Source organism: Thermomonospora cellulosilytica (genome assembly GCF_014138835.1).
GTDB classification, from domain to species: domain Bacteria; phylum Actinomycetota; class Actinomycetes; order Streptosporangiales; family Streptosporangiaceae; genus Thermomonospora; species Thermomonospora amylolytica.
Window position 1 is genome coordinate 2,525,798 of record NZ_JACJII010000001.1, and the last position, 19,977, is coordinate 2,545,774.

The window sequence follows — 19,977 nt, forward strand, 5'->3', positions numbered from 1 at the left end:
CGCCCGGACGGAGCGGGGCTCGGGTGGCGGTCCCGCCGCCGCCCTGACCGGGCGTGCGGCGGCTGCCACGGACGGCGTGGGGCGGTGCGGCTACCGGGTGCCGACGTGCCGGTCGTGCTGGGCCGCCTGCTTACGGCGCGCCATCCCGCCGAGGCCCAGCAGGCCCAGCAGCCCGAGCAGGCCCCACAGACCGGCGTTGCCGCCGCCACCGCCGTCATCGTCCGGCTGGGGCTGTTTCTCGGCCTGGACGACCTCCACGACCGCGGCCTGGGGAGCCGCCGGCGCGGCGGGCTGGGCCAGTGCCGGTGCCGCCGAGCCGAACAGCGCGAACGCGGCGAAGCCCGCCGCCACGAGGAACTTCCGCATGATCTTCTCCGTACCTTCGCGTAATCGGGGTCCCGCTCCCGCGGTGGGGCGGGACTCTTGACCGCCGTGATGGGGAGGGCCGAGGGCATGCGGTGGGGTTGTGTCGGCCGTCCGGGCCGGAGCGCCTCCCGGTAGGCGACCCCTACCCGTCCGGTAAGGCGGTCATGACCGAAGCGCTATAAACCCCCGCGTAACCGGCGGCAAAATCCGTCCGTCCCGTCCCATGCGCGGACATCCTCCCGGTCGGCGGGACGCATGGAACCCGGTGGAATGCTTGACATCAAGATACTTTCCGGTCATCATGTGTCTTGATGTCGAGAGAGATGGCCGCCGCACGCGGGCCCACCGTCTGGGACCCCGCGCAGTACGGCGTCTTCGGCGCCGAGCGCGGCCGCCCGTTCGACGAGCTTCTCGCCCGAATCCCCCTCCGGGCCCCCGGCCACGTGGTCGACCTCGGCTGCGGATCCGGCGAGCACACCCTGAAGCTGGCCCGCCGCTGGCCCGACGCGGCCGTCGAGGGGTTCGACGCGTCCCCCGAGATGATCGCCGCCGCCCGGCAGGTCGCCTCCGCGGCCGAGGCATCCGTGCGCTTCACGGTCCAGGACGTCCGGCGTTGGCGGCCCGCCCGCCCGGTCGACGTGATCGTCTCGAACGCGGTCCTGCACTGGATCCCCGGCCACGAGGACCTGCTCGCCCGCTGGGTGGGCGACCTCGCCCCGGCCGGCTGCCTGGCGTTCCAGGTCCCCGGCAACCACGCCGCGCCCAGCCACACCCTGCTGCGCGAGCTGTGCGACTCGCCGCGCTGGCGCGACCGCCTGGGCGGCCTCCTGGATCCCGGCCCGGTCCGCGACGCCGCCGGCTACCTCGCGCTCCTCGCCGACCTGGGCTGCGCGGTCGACGCCTGGGAGACCACCTACGTCCAGGTCCTCGGCGGCGACGACGCCGTCCTGGAATGGGTCAAGGGCACCACCCTGCGTCCGGTCCTCGCCGCTCTCGACCCCGGCTCCGCCCGTGACTTCCTCGCCGAGTACGGGGCCGCCCTCCGCGCGGCCTACCCGCCCGGCCCGCACGGAACGCTCTTCCCGTTCCGGCGGATCTTCGTGGTGGCCCGCCGCCCCCGCAGCGGCGGCGATCCACCCCCCTGAGCGGGGTGCCGCCCACCGTGTGGACAAGGCGTTCTCGTTCCCCTGCGGTGCGACCTCCACACGGCGGGCGGCGCCCGTACCAGACCCCGGCCTCGTGATCCGAGCCGGTGACCCCTGGCCGGTGGCCGTCCGGACGAACTCCGGACGGCCACCGCAGCCCGCGCCCCAGAACCCGCCGTCACAGTCCCCTCGGGGCCTGGGGCGGGACCTCCTCCCAGCGCAGCAGCAGCCCCTGCAGCCGGTGCACCAGCCGGCGGAGGTCGGTGATGTGGTCCTGAGGGCGGGCCGCGTTCTCGAACGCGCAGGACGGCGCGCGCTGGGCCTCCGCCAGCAGCCACAGCGAGTCGTCCAGCGCGCTCAGGAACGCCGTGACGCAGTCATCGGCGACGGTGTCCAGATCCCCAGGCCGATCCCGCGCGCCCGCCGACCCCCGTCGCGCCCCCGGCCCTCTCGCGCCTCCGGAACCGTGCTCCCGGTGCCTGACCCGCGCCGCCGACCTCGCAACCGCGAACGAAGCCATACCGGCCTCCAGCCTCAGATCATCGAACACATGTTCGACTCTACGGTCGGGCACCGACGAAATTCACCGGCCGCCGTTCAGGGACATTCGGCGCCGGGTGTTGTCACTGGGGTGCCGCCTCGGCGGGCAAAGCGATCAGCGTCAGGGCGGGCTCTGGTGGCCGGGATCCCAGGAGTACTGCTTCGGCGGGGCGGGGTCGCCGGTGTCAGGCGCGGACCTGATTCCGTGATGGGGATCGCCGGGCGCGCAGGGGGTCGTGTCGAGCGGCGGGCCCGGGGAGCAGAGCGAGTCAGGTCCTTGTGGGGCTTGCGACTCGCCGATTGCGCCGGAGGGCGCGTGGCGGGGCGGACAGCGTAGGTCAGTACGAGGGGCCCGGGGCCGTGCCGAAGGGGTGGTCGGCGGGAGCAGGGGCGTCCGCGGGCTGGTCGCGGCGGGCCTTGCGCTGGGCCTTCTCGGCCTTGGCCGCCTCCTTCTCGCGGAGGCGCTTGAGGCGTTCGCGCTCCTTGTGGCGGCGCCGCGGATCCAGGGTCGGACGCGGCTCCAGACCGGACAGGCCGTTCCAGGCGAGGTTCACCACGTGGGCGGCGACCTCCTCGCGCTTGGGCTTGCGCACGTCCAGCCACCACTGGCCGGTCAGCGCCACCATGCCCACCAGCATCTGCGCGTACATCGGGGCGTGCTTGTCGTCGTACCCGTGCCGGTCGAACTCCTTGGCCAGCACGTGCTCGACCTGGCTGGCGATCTCGCTGAGCAGGCTGGCGAAGCTCCCGGTGCCGGTGCCCCCGTGCGAGTCGCGCACCAGGATCCGGAACCCGTCGCTGCTCTCCTCGATGTACTCCAGCAGGGCCAGCGCCGCCTTCTCCAGCTTCTGCCGGTAGTGCGTGCCCGCCATGAGGGCGTCGGCGACAAGGCGGAGCAGCCTCTCGAACTCGCGGTCCACCACGACCGCGTACAGGCCCTCCTTGCCGCCGAAGTGCTCGTACACCACCGGCTTGGAGACCCCCGCCGCAGCGGCGATCTCCTCCACCGAGGTGCCGTCGAGCCCCCGCTCGGCGAACAGGGTCCGCCCGATCTCGAGAAGCTGCTCGCGTCGTTCCTTGCCGGTCATCCTCTTACGGCGGGACCTTGGGGCGGGTTCAGTCACCCGTCAATCATCCCGCGAACGTAGGGTCATCCGACCCTCTTGGCGGCCAACCGGTCCTCATTCGGCCAGCGGACGTTGTAGGCCCAGCCCAGCTTCTCGAACGCCCAGATGATCCGGGCGGAGATGTCCACCTGACCCTTGAGGACCCCGTGCCGCGCACAGGTCGGATCCGAGTGATGCAGATTGTGCCACGACTCGCCCAGCGACGGGATCGCCAGCCACCACACGTTCCGCGACTTGTCGCGGACGTCGAAGTGCTCCTTGCCGAAGGTGTGGCAGATCGAGTTGATCGACCAGGTCACGTGGTGGACCAGCGTGATCCGCACGAACCCGGCCCAGAACAGCGCGGTCAGCGCGCCCTGCCAGGACATGGTCAGCAGCCCGCCGAGCACCGCCGGCAGCAGGAACGACACCGCCACCAGGGCGGGGAACAGCTTGTGCAGCCGCACGATGTCCTTGTCGGCCAGCAGGTCCGGGGCGAACCGCTCCTTGGAGGTCTGCGCGCCGTCGAACAGCCAGCCGTAGTGCGCCCACAGCAGGCCCTTGGCCAGCGCCTTCCAGTCGTCACCGAACCGCCACGGCGAGTGCGGGTCCTGCTCCTTGTCGGAGTGCTTGTGGTGCCGCCGGTGGTCGGCCACCCAGGTGATGACGGGGCCTTCGATGGCCAGGCTCCCCGCCACGCCCAGCGCGATGCGCAGCGGCCGCTTGGCCTTGAACGAGCTGTGGGTGAAGTAACGGTGGTAGCCGACCGTGATGCCGGCGGCCGACACCAGGTAGAACACGACCATCAGCGCCACGTCCGTCCAGCCCAGGAAGTGCCCCCAGGCCAGCGGCAGAGCGGCGAACAGGGCCAGGAAGGGCACGCCGGTGAACACGCCGACGAGCACCCGCTTGCCAGTGGAGGTCTGTTCGGGCTCGAGCTCGGGGCGCGAACCGGTTCGGGGTCGATCGAGGACGGGGGCAGTAGTCATACGAACGCTCTCCATGTCGGGAACCCTTACCTACGCCACCGTAACCTACGGAACCGTAAGTTGGACAGATCCCGTCGGTAAAACGAAGACTGTCTCCCAGGTCACATTTGCTTGTTCGGCCGCCCGGCCACCCGTCCGGTGCTCGGCACCGGCTCCGGACCGGCGAGCCCGGCGACGTCGGACACGGGCCGGTACCTGGCGCGATCGTCCTCCCTCAGGGCCAACGACCGGAGCCCGCCCCGAGTTCGCCGATCGCCCACGCGATGGGGGCCAGTGCGTCGTACTGGACATCCGAGATCGCGTTCCGTGTCCGCTTCACCGCCCGCCAGGAGACGAGCGGTGCAGACGACGTGCTCGATAACCCGCGCCCTAAACCAGCCCCACCAGCACCACCCGAACCGGCTCCACCGACACGCCGGAGAACACCCAGGTCAGACCGGATTCGGTGATGAGATGCCGCCAGACCACCGCATCGGTATGACATCGCCCACAAACGTCCAAGCCGGCCGCTACCGTACGCGAGTGCACGATGGCCTCCGGTACCAGACCCTCCGATCGAGTGCCGTCCGAGGCCCCGGCGACAGGAGCCGCCGCGCCCACACCGCCGCCGCCCGCCTGGCCGCCGAACTTCAGGCCGCCCAAGAGATCGGCGATCTCACCCGGCGCGACCTCACCCTCGCCTACTGGTGCGAGGGCGCCGAGGACAAGCCCCACCGCCGTGCCGAACGCGTGTGCCTCGTCAGCGGCGACATAACGCTCATGAGGATCTTCCCGGCGTTCCTGGAATGCTGTGGAGTCGACCGTTCGGAGCTGTCAGTTCGGGTGCACATCCGCCAGGGCGGAGATCTGGAGACGGCCCACGAATTCTGGGCGTGCGGGCTCCGGCCGGACCCCGGCGACTTCCGTCCCCCGGTGATCGAACGGTATCAGCCGAAAGCGGTGTACGACGCCGGCCGGGCGTATCACGGCTGTCTGCGGATCGATGTGCCGCGGAGTTCTGACCTGTATCGACGCGTCGACGGCTGGTTCGCCGCGGCCCTTACGGGAGGGCGGGGCGTGGAACGGAAACGGGTGCTGGGAAATGTCGGACAATCCATTTTCTGGAAATGAGCTCCGGGGAGAGGATTCGAACCCCTACCTAACAGCACCAAAAGCTGTCGTCCTACCGTTAGACGACCCCGGATCAATTGTTTCGCACATTTACTGTGATTTATGAAAATGTGTGCCGGACGGCGATGGTGCGAGCCGGCGCCCGGTTCACCTGGATCATACTCGGTGCGGTGGCCGACTTCATCATTTTATCGGCGGCGGTGCTCCGCGGGCGTCGCGGCCGGACGGGGCCGGGCCGGACTCGCCGGATGACAGGACGGGGCGGGGCGGTATCCTGCACCTGTCGGGCCTGTGCTGGCCGCCTGCGTCGACGCAGGTCGTGAGTGTTCTAGCTCCATATCGTTCGCCGGTGCCCGATCATCCGACCCAGTCCGCGATGCCGAGGAGCCTCCGTGAGTGCGCGCCGCCCGGCTGCCGTGATCGTCCTCGCCGCGGGTGAGGGCACCCGCATGAAGTCCCGTAGGTCCAAGGTCCTGCACGAGCTGTGCGGACGCAGCATGCTCGGCCACGTGCTGGCCGCCGCGCGCGAACTGGAGCCGCAGCGGCTGATCGTGGTGGTGGGGCACCGCCGCGAGCAGGTGATCGAGCATCTGGCCGAGCACGCCCCGCAGGCCGAGCCGGTCGTCCAGGAGCGGCAGGGCGGCACCGGGCACGCGGTGCGCACCGTGCTGGAGCAGGTGGGGACGCTGTCCGGGACGGTGGTGGTCACCAACGGCGACCATCCGCTGCTGCGCGGCGAGACGCTGGCGGAGCTGGTGCGCACCCACGAGCGCGAAGGGAACGCGGCGACCGTCCTGACCACCGAGGTCCCCGACCCGACCGGGTACGGGCGGATCCTGCGCGGCCCGGACGGCGCGGTGACCGCGATCGTGGAGCACAAGGACGCCGACGAGGCGCAGCGCGCGGTGCGCGAGATCAACGTCGGCATGTACGCCTTCGACGGCGAGCTGCTGGAGGCGGCGCTCAAGCAGGTGACGACCGACAACGCCGGCGGTGAGGAGTACCTGACCGACGTGCCGGCGATCCTGCGCGGGCAGGGCCATCGGATCGGGGCGTTCACCGCCCCGGACTGGGTGGAGATGCAGGGCGTCAACGACCGGGTGCAGCTGGCGCAGGCGCGCAGGCTGCTCAACGAGCGGATCGTCGAGGCGCACATGCGGGCCGGCGCGACGGTGGTGGATCCGGCCACCACCTGGATCGACGTGGACGTGGTCACCGAGCCCGACGTGGTGATCCACCCGAACACCCAGCTGCACGGCCGTACCCGTCTGGAGGAGGGCGCCGAGGTCGGCCCGAACGCGACGCTGACCGACACGGTGGTGGGCGCCGGCGCGGTGGTCTCCAACACGGTGGCGGACCGGGCGGAGATCGGCCCGGAGGCGTCGGTGGGCCCGTTCGCCTATCTGCGGCCGGGCACGCGCCTGGCCCGCAAGGCCAAGGCCGGTACGTACGTGGAGATGAAGAACGCCGTGGTGGGGGAGGGGGCGAAGGTGCCCCACCTCACGTACGTCGGCGACGCCGAGATCGGGCAGGGCTCGAACATCGGCGCCGGGTCGGTGTTCGTCAACTACGACGGGGTGCGCAAGCACCGCACCGTCGTGGGCGACCACGTGCGCGTGGGCAGCGACAACATGCTGGTCGCGCCGGTGCGCATAGGCGATGGGGCCTACACGGCGGCCGGTTCCGTGATCGTCAGCGACGTTCCGCCCGGTGCGATGGCGGTGGCACGGGGCCGGCAGCGCAACATCGAGGGTTGGGTCGAGCGCAAGCGTCCCGGGACCCCTGCCGCGGAGGCGGCGCGCCGGGCCGCCGGGCGCCGGGCGGACGAGTCCGACGCCGGCGGGGACGCCGGTGCATAGGTTTTCCTTTGAGGGGGAGTTTTCTCAGGTGAGTGGGATCAAGGCGAGCGGTGAGAAGAAGCTGATGCTCTTCTCCGGCCGGGCGCACCCGGACCTGGCCAAGGAGGTCGCCGACAACCTGCACGTGGAGCTGACGCCCACCGCGGCCTATGACTTCGCCAACGGCGAGACGTTCGTGCGGTTCCTGGAGTCGGTGCGCGGGTCGGACGCGTTCGTGATCCAGTCGCACACCGCGCCGATCAACCAGTGGATCATGGAGCAGCTGATCATGGTCGACGCGCTCAAGCGCGCGTCGGCCGCCCGGATCACGGTGGTGGCGCCGTTCTTCGGGTACGCGCGGCAGGACAAGAAGCACCGGGGCCGGGAGCCGATCTCGGCGCGGCTGGTGGCGGACCTGTTCAAGACGGCGGGCGCGCACCGGCTGATCACGGTGGACCTGCACACGGCGCAGATCCAGGGGTTCTTCGACTGCCCGGTGGACCATCTGTTCGCGCTGGAGCTGCTGGCCGGCCATGTGGAGCAGAAGCTGGACACCTCGCAGGTGACGGTGGTCGCCCCGGACGCGGGCCGGGTGCGGGTGGCCGAGCGGTGGACGGACCGGCTGGGCTGCCCGCTGGCGATCATCCACAAGCGCCGGGACCCCGAGGTCGCCAACGAGGTCAAGGTGTTCGAGGTGGTCGGCGAGGTCGAGGGCCGCACCTGTGTGATCGTGGACGACATGATCGACACCGGCGGCACGATCGTGAAGGCGGCCGACGCGCTGTTCGAGCAGGGCGCGGCGCGGGTGGTGGCGACGGCCACGCACGGGGTGCTGTCCGGGCCGGCGGTGGACCGGTTGAAGAACTCCCGGATCTCCGAGGTGATCCTCACCAACACGCTGCCGATTCCGGAGGAGAAGAGGTTCGACAAGCTGACGGTGCTGTCGATCGCTCCGCTGATCGCGCAGGCGATCCACGAGGTGTTCAGCGACGGGTCGGTGACCAGCCTGTTCGGCGGGCACAGCTGACCGGGGGCCGATGGCGCGCAGCCGCATGCCGGGCCGCCCGCGGGGCGGGCCCGGCATGTCGCTTTCCGGGGGCGGGCGATGCGGGTCGGCGGTGCGGCGGGGCCTGTGGCGTCGGGGCGGCCTGAGATCGGCTAAACTTGGTGGCCCGTGTGTGCCCCGGGTCGTTCAGTACGGCTCCGACGGTGGACTCGCACTCCCCGGGGACCGCATCTGGATCTTTACGAGGCGCTTGCCGCATCGAGCCTTCGCCTTGATACGCACTGTCCGTAGCGGACGTCCCGTGTGGACGGCCGTGGATCGCAACATGAGGAGTCTTCGCCGTGTCCGAGGTACGTATTGTCGCCGAGCCGCGCACCGAGTTCGGTAAGGGTGCCGCTCGGCGCACCCGCCGGGCCGGCAAGGTGCCTGCCGTCCTCTACGGTCACGGCACCCCTCCGCAGCACATCACGCTGCCCGGCCATGACCTGATGCTGGCCCTCAAGACGCCGAACGTGCTGCTGCGCGTGGAGGGCCTGGCGAACGGGGCCGAGCTGGCCCTGCCCAAGGACGTGCAGCGGGACCCGATCAAGGGGTTCCTGGAGCACGTGGACCTGCTGCTGGTGAAGCGGGGCGAGAAGGTCACCGTCGAGATCCCGGTGAACGTGATCGGTGACGTGGTGTCCGGCGGCCGGGTCGAGCAGCCGGTCATCCAGATCGCCGTGGAGGCGGAGGCCACCCACATCCCCGAGGCGGTGGACGTGGACGTGGCGGGCCTGCAGATCGGGGACTCGGTGCTGGCCAGGGACCTGAAGCTGCCGTCGGGCGCGTCGCTGACCGCCGACGAGGAGACCCTGATCCTGCAGATCGTGGACGCCACCGTCGCGACCGGCCCGGCCCCCGAGGAGGAGGCCGAGGCTGAGGCCGAGGCCGGCGAGCCCGCCGCCGAGGCGGGCGAGGGCCCCGCGGCCGAGTAACGAATCTCTCAGGCACGGCCCCCGGCGGGTGCACCGCGGGGGCCGTCCGCATGTTCCGCTCGGTGCAGGCCCGGCGGCGTCGGCCTTCGTGGACCGGTCGCGGGGCCGCCGAGGGGTGCGCGGGGGCGTCTGGCATGGTTGTGGGCCGGATGTCGTCGCGCGGATCGGGGGAGTGCTGCGGTGTCGCTGCGGCGTTGGCGGGAGCTTGTCGGTGGTGGACGTTCTGGTCGGGCGGGCGTGATGGACGGCGAACTGTGGCTGGTGGTCGGGCTGGGCAATCCGGGACCCGGCTATGCGGGCAACCGGCACAACGCCGGGTTCATGGTGCTGGACGTGCTGGCGGCGCGGACCGGAGGGCGGTTCAGGTCGCATCGGTCACGGGCCGATGTGGTGGAGGGCCGGTTGGCGGGGCGGCGCGTGGTGCTCGCCAAGCCGCGTTCGTACATGAACGAGTCGGGCGGCCCGGTGGCGGGACTGCGGGATTTCTTCAAGGTGCCGGCCGAACGGATCGTGGTGGTGCACGACGAGCTGGACATTCCGTTCGGGGCGGTGCGGTTGAAGCGCGGCGGCGGCGCGGGCGGTCACAACGGGCTGCGGTCGATCGCCAAATCGCTGGGAACTCTGGAATTCCTACGGGTTAGGTTTGGAATTGGCCGTCCGCCGGGCCGGATGGATCCGGCGGCGTTCGTGCTCAAGGACTTCTCCGCGGCCGAGCGCAAGGAGCTGGACCTGCAGGTCGAGCTGGCGGCGGACGCGGTGGAGTGCCTGCTGGCCGAGGGGCTGCAGGCGGCGCAGAACAGTTACCATTCCCGCTCGGCCTCGTGATCTTTTACTGACCGGCGGTCCACCTTTCCCCGCCATCCTGTGCGTCCGTTCGGTGCCGTGTGCTAAGAATGCCGGGACGGCGCCGGGTGATCCCGAAACTCCCGGAGCGCTCGTTGACCCCGTCTTGAGAACTCGTGATCGGGGGTTCCACAGCGGCGTGTGAACCACAGGCGACCAGTGCGCGTCCTGGGATGTAGGTCAACTCAGGGGTGCTTCGTCGCCCAGTCTTGTGAGGACGCTCATGGCCGTCGTCGACGAAGTCGGAGTGAGGACTTCACCGCACGCTGCACGCGAACGCGGAGGACCCACCGACTGGCTCGCACGCTATCTGTACTGGGCCTTCGCACTGGACTTCGTCGCCATGCTGGCGGCCGGCCTGGTGGCGTTCGCGGTCCGGTTCACCCCGGTCCCGGACGACTACACGCTGCCGTACCTGGGACTGGCCGTGGCGCTGCCGATGGTGTGGGTGGCGGTGCTGTCGGTGCTGCGCGGCTACGACCCCCGCTTCGTCGGCGTGGGGTCGGAGGAGTTCCGCAAGGTCATCCGGTCCGGCTGGGTGATGACCGCGATCGTGGCGACCGCCGCGTACGCCACCAAGACCGAGATCGCCCGCGGGTACGTGCTGATCGCGCTGCCGCTGGGCACGTTCCTGACCCTGGTGATGCGGTACCGGCTGCGCAAGCGGCTGCACCACCGGCGGTGGCGGGGCGAGTGCATGCGGCGGGTGGTGGCGGTGGGGCACCGCGGCGCGGTGGCCGACCTGATCAAGCTGCTGGAGAAGCAGCGCTACCACGGCATGCACATCGTGGGGGTGTGCCTGCCGCCCGCCCTCAGCCGCGGCGAGAACGCCGTCGAGCACGTCGAGGGCGTCCCGGTGCTGGGGGACTTCGGCCAGGTCGCGCGGGTGGTCAAGGCGATGCGGGCCGACTCGGTGGCGGTGCTGGCGTGCCCGGAGATGGACGGGGTGGCGCTGCGCCGGCTGGCCTGGCAGATCGAGGCCGACGACGTGGAGCTGGTGGTGGCGCCGGCGCTGATGGACGTGGTGGGCCCGCGGATCTCGATCCGGCCGGTGGCCGGGCTGCCGCTGCTGCACGTGGAGCATCCGGAGCTGTCCGGCGGGCGGCGGCTGGTCAAGGAGCTGTCGGACAAGCTCGGCTCGCTGGCGCTGCTGGCGGCGGCCTCCCCGCTGCTGGCGGTGATCGCGCTGGCGATCCGGATCGGCGACGGCGGGCCGGTGCTGTTCCGGCAGACCCGGGTGGGCCGGGACGGCCGCCCGTTCACCATGGTCAAGTTCCGCACCATGGTGGACGACGCCGAGATCCGCAAGGCCGAGCTGGCCGAGCGCAACGAGCACGACGGGGTGCTGTTCAAGATCAGGGAGGATCCGCGGGTCACCCGGGTGGGCCGGGTGCTGCGCCGCTACTCCCTGGACGAGCTGCCCCAGCTGTTCAACGTGCTGCGCGGGGACATGTCGCTGGTGGGCCCGCGCCCGCCGCTGCCGGAGGAGGTGGCGCGGTACGGGGACGACGTGCGCCGCCGGCTGGTGGTCAAGCCCGGGATGACCGGGCTGTGGCAGATCAGCGGCCGTTCGGACCTGTCGTGGGAGGAGTCGGTGCGGCTCGACCTGCGGTACGTGGAGAACTGGTCGCTGGTGATGGACCTGCAGATCATGTGGAAGACCTGGTCGGCGGTGATCCGGGCGTCCGGGGCGTACTGACCGGCCTGACCGGCCTGACCGGCCCGGTCGGCCCGCCGGGCCGGCCGTTCCCGCCGCCGCCCCGCCCGCGGACAGAACGGGTGCGCACATGGTGGACAATGGGGTGGCGACCCACCAAACCGAGTCCGGAAGTCGACATTCATGCCCCCCCACTCCGAGGCCGCTTTCGAGCCCACCCCCGAGACCGACGACCACGCCCTGGCAGCCGAGCTGGCGACCGCCGCCGGCCGGGTGCTGCTGGACATCCGCGCGCGGGTCGGGCACGCCGACGGCAAGGCGCTCAAGAACGCCGGCGACCAGGGCTCGCACGAGTTCCTGATGGCCGAGCTGGCCAGGACCCGGCCGGGTGACGCGGTGCTGTCGGAGGAGGGCAAGGACGACCTCGCGCGGCTGGAGGCCGAGCGGGTGTGGATCGTCGACCCGCTGGACGGCACCCGGGAGTTCTCCGAGGAGGGCCGCACCGACTGGGCCGTGCACGTGGCGCTGTGGGAGCGCGGCCGGCTGGTCGCCGGGGCGGTCGCCCTGCCCGCCCAGGACCGCACCCTGCACACCGTCGCCAACGGCGGCGCCGTGGTGTCCGCCAAGGAGGGCCAGACCCTGCTGGTGGCGCCCGAGCCGCCGCCGGGGCTGCTGCGGATCGCGGTGAGCCGGACCCGGCCGCCGGAGTTCGTGCAGCGGCTGGCCGAACGGCTGGACGTCAAGGTGGAGCTGGTCCCGATCGGGTCGGCGGGGGCGAAGATCTCCGCGGTGCTGCTCGGCGACGTGGACGCCTACGTGCACGCCGGCGGTCAGTACGAGTGGGACAACGCCGCGCCCGCCGCGGTGGCGCTGGCCGCCGGGGCGCACGCCACCAGGATCGACGGGACGGCGCTGACCTACAACAACCGCGACGTGCTGCTGCCCGATATCCTTGTCTGTCATCCCGTGTCGGCGTCGATGGTGCTGGCCGGCATCCGGGACGTCTCGCCAGGCCTGTCAGGCTGATCAGCCCACAGAAAGCCCGTGATAATGCAGCGCAGTGACTACCTGCTGTCTCAGCTCGATGTCCTCGAGGCCGAGTCGATCCACATCATCCGCGAGGTGGCCGCCGAGTTCGAGCGGCCGGTCCTGCTGTTCTCCGGCGGCAAGGACAGCATCGTGATGCTGCACCTGGCGAAGAAGGCGTTCTGGCCGGCGCCGATCCCGTTCCCGGTGATGCACGTCGACACCGGCCACAACTTCCCCGAGGTGATCGAGTTCCGGGACCGGCGGGTGGCCGAGCTCGGGGTCCGGCTGATCGTGGCGTCGGTGCAGGAGTCGATCGACAAGGGCCGGGTGGTGGAGGAGACCGGCCGGCGGGCCAGCCGCAACCGGCTGCAGACCACCACGCTGCTGGACGCCATCGAGGAGCACCGGTTCGACGCGGCGTTCGGCGGGGCCCGGCGCGACGAGGAGAAGGCCCGCGCCAAGGAGCGGGTGGTCTCCTTCCGCGACGAGTTCGGCCAGTGGGACCCCAAGAACCAGCGTCCCGAGCTGTGGAACCTGTACAACACCAAGATCCGGCAGGGCGAGCACGTGCGGGTGTTCCCGCTGTCCAACTGGACCGAGCTGGACGTGTGGGACTACATCCGGCGGGAGGGCCTGGAGATCCCGTCGATCTACTTCGCGCACACCCGGCGGGTGTTCGAGCGGGACGGGATGCTGCTGGACGACAACCCGTACGCGCATCGCGGTGAGGACGAGCCGGTGTTCGAGGCGATGGTGCGCTACCGCACCGTCGGCGACGCCAGCTGCACCGGCGCGGTCAAGTCCACGGCGACCACCCTGGACGAGGTGATCGAGGAGATCATGGCCACGCGGATCACCGAGCGCGGCCAGACCCGCGCCGACGACCGCACCAGCGAGGCCGCGATGGAGGACCGCAAGAAGGAAGGGTACTTCTGATGCGCGGGCTGAGCTTGCGGAGATCATGGCACCTGCCGGCCCGCACCGAGCGCGGCCGGACCCGCGCCGACGACCGCACCGGCGAGGCCGCGATGGAGGACCGCACGAAGGAGGGCTACTTCTAGCCATGGCCATGGACATCCTGCGGTTCGCCACCGCCGGCAGCGTCGACGACGGCAAGTCCACGCTGATCGGCCGGCTGCTGTACGACTCCAAGTCGATCTTCGAGGACCAGCTCGAGGCGGTGGAGCGCACCAGCGCCGACCGCGGCGAGGAGTACACCAACCTGGCGCTGCTGACCGACGGCCTGCGGGCCGAGCGGGAGCAGGGCATCACCATCGACGTCGCCTACCGCTACTTCGCGACCCCGCGGCGCAAGTTCATCATCGCCGACACCCCCGGGCACATCCAGTACACCCGGAACATGGTGACCGGGGCGTCCACCGCGGACCTGGCGATCATCCTGGTGGACGCGCGCAAGGGGATCCTGGAGCAGTCCCGGCGGCACGCGTTCCTGACCACGCTGCTGCAGGTGCCGCACCTGGTGGTGGCGGTCAACAAGATGGACCTGGTCGGCTACGACGAGGCCGTCTACCAGAAGATCGCCGACGAGTTCACCGCGTTCGCCACCAAGCTGGACGTCCGGGACCTGACGTTCATCCCGATCTCGGCGCTGCACGGCGACAACGTGGTGGAGCGGTCGGGCAACATGCCCTGGTACGACGGGCCGTCGCTGCTGCACCACCTGGAGCACGTGCACATCGCCTCCGACCGCAACCTGATCGACGTGCGGTTCCCGGTGCAGTACGTGATCCGCCCGCACCGGGCCACCGACCCGGAGCTGCACGACTACCGCGGCTACGCCGGGCAGGTCGCCGGCGGGGTGCTCAAGCCCGGTGACGAGGTGGTGCACCTGCCGTCCGGGCTGACCACCACCATCACCCACATCGACGGGCCGAACGGGCCGGTCGAGGAGGCGTTCCCGCCGATGTCGGTGACGCTGCGGCTGGCCGACGAGATCGACATCTCCCGCGGCGACATGATCGCCCGGCCGCACAACCAGCCGCGGGTCGCCCAGGACCTCGACGCGATGGTGTGCTGGATGACCGACGACCGCCGGCTCACCCCGCGGATGAAGCTGATCATCAAGCACACCACCCGCACCGCCCGGGCGATGGTCAAGGACGTGCACTACCGGCTGGACGTCAACACCCTGCACCGCGACGAGCAGGCCGACGGTCTCGGGCTGAACGAGATCGGCCGGATCACCCTGCGGGTCACCCAGCCGCTGTTCGTCGACGACTACTCGCGCAACCGGCTGACCGGCGGGTTCATCCTCATCGACGAGGCCACCCACGGCACCGTGGCGGCCGGCATGATCACCGACGCCAGGTAGGCCGGGCGGATGACCGGCCCGGCGCGGGTGCTGTTCATCGGCGGTCTCGGCCGCAGCGGCTCGACCCTGCTGGAACGGCTGCTCGGCGAGCTGCCGGGCGCGTTCGCGATGGGCGAGGTGGTGCATCTGTGGCAGCGCGGCGTCGTCGACGGCGAACGCTGCGGCTGCGGGGTCGCGTTCGGTGAGTGCCCGCTGTGGACCGAGGTGGGGCGGGCGGCGTTCGGCGGCTGGGACCGGCTGGACGCCGCCGACGCGCTGGCGCGCAAGGCGGCGGCCGACCGCACCCGGTTCATCCCGGTGCTGGCGCGCGGGCGGCTCCGTCCGGACATGCGGGAACGGGTGGACCGGCACAACGACCTGTACCGGCGGCTGTACGCGGCGGTCGGGCGGGTCAGCGGGGCCGAGGTGCTGGTGGACTCCAGCAAGTCGGCGTCGCTGGCGCACTGCCTGCGCTGGTGCGACGAGGTGGACCTGCGGGTGGTGCACGTGGTGCGGGACCCGCGGGCGGTGGCCTACTCGTGGTCGAAGGTGGTCAGGCGCCCGGAGGCGGCCGAGGGGTCGGCGGAGGGCGAGTTCATGGCCCGCTGGTCGCCGGCCAGGACCGCGGCGCACTGGAACGCCCAGAACGCCGGCTTCGACCTGCTGGCGCGGGCCGGGGTGCCGACGCTGCGGGTGCGGTACGAGGACTTCGTCGCCGCGCCCGCCGACACGGTCGCCGAGGTCGCCGGGTTCGCGGGGCTGCCGGACGCCAAGGCGCCGTTCGTCGACGACGTCACCGTGGAGCTGAGCGCCAACCACCAGGTGGCGGGCAACCCGATGCGGTTCCGCACCGGCCGGGTCGAGCTGCGCCGTGACGAGGCGTGGCGGACCGCGTTCCCCGCCGCCCAGCAGGCGCTGGTCATGGCGCTGACGCTGCCGACGATGACCCGGTACGGTTACCGCCCGGTCACTGGGCGGTCATAACCATCTTGACAACTCGTTCACCTGCGGCATCCGATATGGCTACCGTCACATCGTGCATGTTTCACGAGGTCGGGCGGCCCGGGCGGAGCGCCGGCGGAACGAGGGCCCTGCGGACCGCATGACCGGGCTCCGGTGGCCGTCCCCCGGGGGCGGCAGGCGGGGACCGCTGGGGGTGAAGCCGCCGCGCCGGATCCGGGGGAAGGTCACCGCGGCGGCGATCCTGGCCGTCACGGTGGCGGGGACGGCCGTTCTCACCGGGGGTCATGACGTTCCGGCCCCGATGCGGCAGACGGGCGAGAGCGGCCCGTACCGCGAGCTGCGCCCGGCCGGGCCGCCGCTGCGGGCCGAGGCCGAGATCACCGGCTCGCCCCGCCCCGAGGGGCCCGCCCGGGTCGGCGCCGCGCCCGGCGCGCCCGGGGAGCGGGAGTGCGGCGGGGTGAGCGCCGAGCTGGTGCCCGCGTGCGGGGCGTGGTGGGGCGTCAGCCCCGGCATCGACTCGCTCGAGTACATGGAGTCCCGGTTCGGGCGGCGGTTCGACCTGGTGCACTTCTGGCACGGCGTCGACTCCACCGACGTCCCCAACGCCGAGGCGCGCAGGCTGGCCCGGCAGGGCCGGATCCTGCACGTCAACATCGCCGGCCGGGCGTTCGGCGGCGGGCGGGTGCGGTGGCGCGAGATCGCCGAGGGCCGGTGGGACCGCGCCCTCGCCGCGCAGGCCCGCGGGATCGCCGAGCTGGACCGGCCGGTGTTCGTCACGTTCGACCACGAGCCCGACACCCGGCCCAAGATCCGCACCCGGGGAACGGGGGAGGACTTCGCGGCGGCGTGGCGGCACGTCCACGACGTGTACCGGCGCAACGGCGCCGACAACGCGGTGTGGGTGTGGGTGCTGACCGGGTACGCGGGCAACTTCCCGCGCGCCGCGAGCTTCTACCCCGGCGACCGGTACGTCGACTGGATCGGCTGGGAGGCCTACCAGGCGTACCTGTGCGACGGGAGGATCTGGGACGCCGAGGACCACATGTCGTTCGAAGACACGCTCAGGCCGTTCCACGACTGGCTGAAGACCGAGGGCGTCAGGGCCGGGATCGACCCGGACAAGCCGTACATGATCAACGGGCTCGGCTCGGTCCGCTACACCGACCCGTCGCTGTCGGTCCGCTGGTACCGGGAGATCCCCGCCACCCTCAGGCGCTATCCGCAGATCAAGGCCGTGCAGCTGTGGCAGCCGCCGGAGGGCATGAGATGCCCGTGGCGGATCTTCGACCGGCCCGCCGAGGCGGAGGCCTTCAAGCGGGCCGGTCAGGACCCCTACGTCAACCAGAGGCGGCCCGGCTAGATGCCGCGGCCCCGCCGGTGCAGCCGCTGCACGACCTTGTCGGCGTTCAGCGCCCGCCCGGCGACGGCCAGCGCCAGATAGGCGCGCGGCTCCCGCCAGTTGGCGCGCAGCGTGCGGCGCGCCCAGCGCAGCGCGGCCCGCCGCCGCCCGGACGCGGCCTCGGCGAACGCGATCTGCCCCGCGATCCGCCCGTAGCCGGGGGGAACGAACCGGAACTCCGGATACCGCTCCAGCAGCCAGTCCAGCGCCTCGGCGATGGTCCGCCACCGCTGCGCGAAGTAGGACTTCTTGTGCCACAGCACCCGCACGTGGACCTCGGGCACGTTGCGGACGGGGGCGCGGCGGGCGGCGCGCAGCAGGAACTCGTAGTCCTCCCCGTAGCTGCCCGGCACCTCCTCGCTGACCAGCCCGATCCCGTTCACCAGCGCGGCACGGCGCAGCACGAACGTCGACGGGTGCAGCTCGGTCACCCGGGAGCGCAGCAGCTCCGCGAACGTCACCGCGGTGCGGTCCAGCGCCCGGTCGACCACGGTGTCGTCGTAGGCCACCTGGATGCCGCAGCACACCAGCTCGGCGGCCGGGTCGGCGCGCAGCAGCTCCGCCTGGGCGCGGAGCTTGCCCGGCAGCCACACGTCGTCGTCGTCGCAGAACGCGACCAGGTCCCCGTCGGCCGCCAGGATCCCGGTGTTGCGGGCCCCGGCCAGTCCCGGGGTGCGTTCGTTGACGATGACCCGCACGCCCCGGTGGTCGTCGCCGGACTCCAGTTCCTTGTCCGGGTCGCTCTGGTCGAACACCACCAGGCACCGCACGTCGCCCGGATAGTCCTGGGCGAGCACCGAGTCGAGCGCGGTGCGCAGCAGCTCCGGCCGGTTCCGGGTGGCGATCACCACCGTCACCGACGGCCACGCCTCGTCCCCGGGGGCCGCCCCGCGGACGTCCGCCGGCGTGACGGTCTCGCCCCTGCTCGCCGCGACCAGCGTGTCGATCAGCTCCCCGGTCCGCCGCACCGCCTCGGCCTGCGCCGCCGCGTCGTCCCCCGCGGCCAGCCGGAACGCCGCCGGGTCGGCCAGCACCCGGTCCAGCCGTGCGCGCAGCGCCGCCTCGTCGTCGCACAGCTCGATCAGGCCCTTGGCGGCGACCCGGCGGGCGAAGTCGATCTGGTGCCCGTCGACGATCTCGTCCAGCTCCGGATCGCGGGCCACGATCACCGGCAGCCGTCCCAGCCTCCGCGCCTCCCCGATGGTGGCCGCCCCGGCGTGGGTGACGACGACCGCCGCCTCGCCCATCAGCCGCAGCAGCTCGGCGTGGTCGAGCATGTCGCGCGCCTCGGCGTGCTCGGGCGCCGCCGACGCGCCGTGCTGCACGACGCACCGCACCCGGTCGGTCCCGGTGTCGCGGACCCACCGGTCCACCCATCCGATCAGCCGGTCGAACTTGTGGAAGTCGGTGCCGACGGTCACCAGCACCAGAGGTCGATCGTTCACCAGACACCTACACTTCCGCACATACTCGCAAACTCTCTGCAATACTCGGTTCTGTGAGGACGGCGTTCAAATGCCGGGCGTATCCAGACCCCGAGCAGGCGGCGGTGTTGAACCGCACGTTCGGTTGTGTACGCCTGGTCTGGAACAAGACCCTCGCTGAACGCAGTGCTCGATATCGTGCGGAAGGCCGGCGGACGTCTTATCGGGAGACGGACGCGGCGCTGACCATGTGGAAGCGCACACCTGAGCTGGCGTTCTTGAACGATGTCTCGTCCGTGCCGTTGCAGCAGGCTCTGCGCCACCAGCATTCGGCATTCTTGAGCTTCTTCGCCGGACGCGCTCGTTATCCGCGTTTCAAGTCCCGGACGGGCCGACAGTCGGCGCACTTCACCCGATCGGCGTTCCGCATCCGTGACGGGCAGTTGCTTCTTGCCAAGATGAGCCGACCACTCCGTGTTGTGTGGTCGTGGCCGCAGGTGGATCTGGCGGCCTTGGTCCCGACCATGGTGGTCGTGTCTCGCGAGCCCGACAGCCGCTGGTACGTGACGTTTGCCGTGGACACCGCTGACCCCGAGCCCGCGCCCAAGACGGGACATGAGATCGGTGTGGATCTGGGGGTGCGGGAATTCGCGGTGATCAGCGACGGTGACCGCCTTGCCAACCCGCGTCATCTGGAACGCAAGGCCAGAAATCTGGCTCGCTACCAGCGGCGCATGGCTCGTAAACGGCTCGGATCGGCCAATCGGCGTAAGGCGAAGGAGAAGGTCGCCCGGGCGTACCGCAAGGTACGTAACGCTCGCCGCGACTTCCTGCACAAGACCTCCACCCGACTTGTGCGCATGGCCGACACCATTGTCATAGAGGATCTGGCGGTCGAACATCTCATCCGCAACCGGCGTCTGGCCCGTGTGATCTCCGACTGCGGGTGGAGCGAGTTCCGGCGCCAACTGGAGTACAAGTGCGAGCGGGCGGGGCGTCGACTCATCGTCGTCAACCGGTGGTATCCGTCGTCGAAGATCTGCTCGCGCTGCGGACACCGGCTCCCGCAACTGAGCCTCTCCATCCGGGTATGGACATGCCCGGACTGCGGCACCCGGCACGACCGGGACCTCAACGCCGCCCAGAACATCTTGGCCGCTGGTCGAGCGGTGACGGCCTGTGGAGCTGACGTCAGTCACGCCGGTGTTCCCGGGGTGCGGTCGGCGACGAAGCAGGAAACCCATCCTGTGAGGGGTGGACTCTCCCACTCGTGAAAC

General features: G+C 71.1%; 19 protein-coding genes and 1 tRNA gene. 14 read left to right on the forward strand and 6 right to left on the reverse strand.

Translation table 11 applies throughout. The annotated features are described in order from the left end of the window. Positions 1–90: 90 nt before the first annotated feature. Entirely contained in the window at positions 91–366 is a 276-nt protein-coding gene (locus HNR21_RS12010; protein ID WP_119727262.1) for a WGxxGxxG family protein, read from the reverse strand. A 311-nt stretch (positions 367–677) separates the two neighbouring features. On the opposite strand from HNR21_RS12010, the gene HNR21_RS12015 reads away from it, so the two are divergent. Next, positions 678–1,511 carry a trans-aconitate 2-methyltransferase gene (locus HNR21_RS12015; protein ID WP_182705258.1) on the forward strand — a complete coding sequence of 278 codons (834 nt, stop codon included), beginning with the start codon at positions 678–680 and terminating at the stop codon, positions 1,509–1,511. 178 nt (positions 1,512–1,689) lie between these two features. On the opposite strand, the gene HNR21_RS12020 is transcribed toward HNR21_RS12015, so the two are convergent. The 3 genes from HNR21_RS12020 to HNR21_RS12030 form a co-directional block, all read right to left on the reverse strand. Beyond that, complete coding sequence (locus tag HNR21_RS12020) at positions 1,690–2,031, reverse strand: eL19 family ribosomal protein (RefSeq protein WP_182705259.1); 342 nt, start codon at positions 2,029–2,031, stop codon at positions 1,690–1,692. 358 nt (positions 2,032–2,389) lie between these two features. Then, the gene (locus tag HNR21_RS12025) at positions 2,390–3,175 is read right to left on the reverse strand and encodes a TetR/AcrR family transcriptional regulator (protein ID WP_233358947.1); all 786 of its coding nucleotides are present in this window, start codon (positions 3,173–3,175) and stop codon (positions 2,390–2,392) included. Positions 3,176–3,201: 26 nt separating this feature from the next. Next, a complete protein-coding gene (locus HNR21_RS12030; protein ID WP_182705260.1) occupies positions 3,202–4,146 on the reverse strand; it encodes an acyl-CoA desaturase in 945 nt (314 codons plus the stop codon). A gap of 522 nt (positions 4,147–4,668) precedes the next feature. On the opposite strand from HNR21_RS12030, the gene HNR21_RS12035 reads away from it, so the two are divergent. Beyond that, on the forward strand, positions 4,669–5,256 hold the full coding sequence (locus HNR21_RS12035) for a hypothetical protein (RefSeq protein WP_182705261.1): 588 nt from the start codon (positions 4,669–4,671) through the stop codon (positions 5,254–5,256). Position 5,257: 1 nt separating this feature from the next. On the opposite strand, the gene HNR21_RS12040 is transcribed toward HNR21_RS12035, so the two are convergent. After that, positions 5,258–5,329, reverse strand: a tRNA-Gln gene (locus tag HNR21_RS12040). A gap of 319 nt (positions 5,330–5,648) precedes the next feature. On the opposite strand from HNR21_RS12040, the gene glmU reads away from it, so the two are divergent. The 11 genes from glmU (at position 5,649) to HNR21_RS12090 (ending at position 17,237) form a co-directional block, all read left to right on the forward strand. Further along, positions 5,649–7,115, forward strand: a complete 1,467-nt coding sequence (gene glmU / locus HNR21_RS12045; RefSeq protein ID WP_182705262.1) for a bifunctional UDP-N-acetylglucosamine diphosphorylase/glucosamine-1-phosphate N-acetyltransferase GlmU — start codon at positions 5,649–5,651, stop codon at positions 7,113–7,115. Positions 7,116–7,143: 28 nt separating this feature from the next. Further along, on the forward strand, positions 7,144–8,121 hold the full coding sequence (locus HNR21_RS12050) for a ribose-phosphate diphosphokinase (RefSeq protein ID WP_119727268.1): 978 nt from the start codon (positions 7,144–7,146) through the stop codon (positions 8,119–8,121). Between the two features lie 320 nt (positions 8,122–8,441). Then, positions 8,442–9,074, forward strand: a complete 633-nt coding sequence (locus HNR21_RS12055) for a 50S ribosomal protein L25/general stress protein Ctc (RefSeq protein ID WP_182705263.1) — start codon at positions 8,442–8,444, stop codon at positions 9,072–9,074. 240 nt (positions 9,075–9,314) lie between these two features. Then, complete coding sequence (pth, locus tag HNR21_RS12060) at positions 9,315–9,899, forward strand: aminoacyl-tRNA hydrolase (RefSeq protein WP_182705264.1); 585 nt, start codon at positions 9,315–9,317, stop codon at positions 9,897–9,899. Positions 9,900–10,140: 241 nt separating this feature from the next. Beyond that, complete coding sequence (locus HNR21_RS12065) at positions 10,141–11,616, forward strand: sugar transferase (protein ID WP_119727271.1); 1,476 nt, start codon at positions 10,141–10,143, stop codon at positions 11,614–11,616. Positions 11,617–11,757: 141 nt separating this feature from the next. Continuing rightward, positions 11,758–12,600 carry a 3'(2'),5'-bisphosphate nucleotidase CysQ gene (locus HNR21_RS12070; RefSeq protein ID WP_119727272.1) on the forward strand — a complete coding sequence of 281 codons (843 nt, stop codon included), beginning with the start codon at positions 11,758–11,760 and terminating at the stop codon, positions 12,598–12,600. A gap of 24 nt (positions 12,601–12,624) precedes the next feature. Next, positions 12,625–13,539 (forward strand): sulfate adenylyltransferase subunit CysD, encoded by a 915-nt coding sequence (gene cysD, locus HNR21_RS12075; protein ID WP_119727273.1) that lies wholly within the window; start codon positions 12,625–12,627, stop codon positions 13,537–13,539. Beyond that, the gene (locus HNR21_RS35965) at positions 13,539–13,664 is read left to right on the forward strand and encodes a hypothetical protein (protein WP_267898980.1); all 126 of its coding nucleotides are present in this window, start codon (positions 13,539–13,541) and stop codon (positions 13,662–13,664) included. The genes cysD and HNR21_RS35965 overlap by 1 nt, the downstream gene beginning before the upstream one ends. 2 nt (positions 13,665–13,666) lie before the next feature. After that, a complete protein-coding gene (locus HNR21_RS12080) occupies positions 13,667–14,935 on the forward strand; it encodes a sulfate adenylyltransferase subunit 1 (protein WP_182705265.1) in 1,269 nt (422 codons plus the stop codon). Between the two features lie 9 nt (positions 14,936–14,944). Then, a complete protein-coding gene (locus tag HNR21_RS12085; protein WP_246442111.1) occupies positions 14,945–15,898 on the forward strand; it encodes a sulfotransferase in 954 nt (317 codons plus the stop codon). Between the two features lie 172 nt (positions 15,899–16,070). Next, complete coding sequence (locus HNR21_RS12090; RefSeq protein WP_182705266.1) at positions 16,071–17,237, forward strand: glycosyl hydrolase; 1,167 nt, start codon at positions 16,071–16,073, stop codon at positions 17,235–17,237. On the opposite strand, the gene HNR21_RS12095 is transcribed toward HNR21_RS12090, so the two are convergent. After that, on the reverse strand, positions 17,234–18,721 hold the full coding sequence (locus HNR21_RS12095) for a glycosyltransferase (protein WP_312880994.1): 1,488 nt from the start codon (positions 18,719–18,721) through the stop codon (positions 17,234–17,236). The genes HNR21_RS12090 and HNR21_RS12095 overlap by 4 nt on opposite strands. 53 nt (positions 18,722–18,774) lie before the next feature. On the opposite strand from HNR21_RS12095, the gene HNR21_RS12100 reads away from it, so the two are divergent. Beyond that, positions 18,775–19,974 carry an RNA-guided endonuclease InsQ/TnpB family protein gene (locus HNR21_RS12100; protein WP_182705268.1) on the forward strand — a complete coding sequence of 400 codons (1,200 nt, stop codon included), beginning with the start codon at positions 18,775–18,777 and terminating at the stop codon, positions 19,972–19,974. The last annotated feature ends 3 nt before the right edge of the window (positions 19,975–19,977 follow it).

Coding starts and splice junctions, on each gene's coding strand:
- HNR21_RS12080 (WP_182705265.1), top strand. CDS start 13,667: ATGGCCATGGACATCCTGCGGTTCGCCACCGCCGGCAGCGTCGACGAC.
- HNR21_RS12020 (WP_182705259.1), bottom strand. CDS start 2,031: ATGGCTTCGTTCGCGGTTGCGAGGTCGGCGGCGCGGGTCAGGCACCGG.
- HNR21_RS12015 (WP_182705258.1), top strand. CDS start 678: ATGTCGAGAGAGATGGCCGCCGCACGCGGGCCCACCGTCTGGGACCCC.
- HNR21_RS12030 (WP_182705260.1), bottom strand. CDS start 4,146: ATGACTACTGCCCCCGTCCTCGATCGACCCCGAACCGGTTCGCGCCCC.
- cysD (WP_119727273.1), top strand. CDS start 12,625: ATGCAGCGCAGTGACTACCTGCTGTCTCAGCTCGATGTCCTCGAGGCC.
- HNR21_RS12010 (WP_119727262.1), bottom strand. CDS start 366: ATGCGGAAGTTCCTCGTGGCGGCGGGCTTCGCCGCGTTCGCGCTGTTC.
- HNR21_RS12065 (WP_119727271.1), top strand. CDS start 10,141: ATGGCCGTCGTCGACGAAGTCGGAGTGAGGACTTCACCGCACGCTGCA.
- HNR21_RS35965 (WP_267898980.1), top strand. CDS start 13,539: ATGCGCGGGCTGAGCTTGCGGAGATCATGGCACCTGCCGGCCCGCACC.
- HNR21_RS12070 (WP_119727272.1), top strand. CDS start 11,758: ATGCCCCCCCACTCCGAGGCCGCTTTCGAGCCCACCCCCGAGACCGAC.
- pth (WP_182705264.1), top strand. CDS start 9,315: ATGGACGGCGAACTGTGGCTGGTGGTCGGGCTGGGCAATCCGGGACCC.
- HNR21_RS12085 (WP_246442111.1), top strand. CDS start 14,945: ATGACCGGCCCGGCGCGGGTGCTGTTCATCGGCGGTCTCGGCCGCAGC.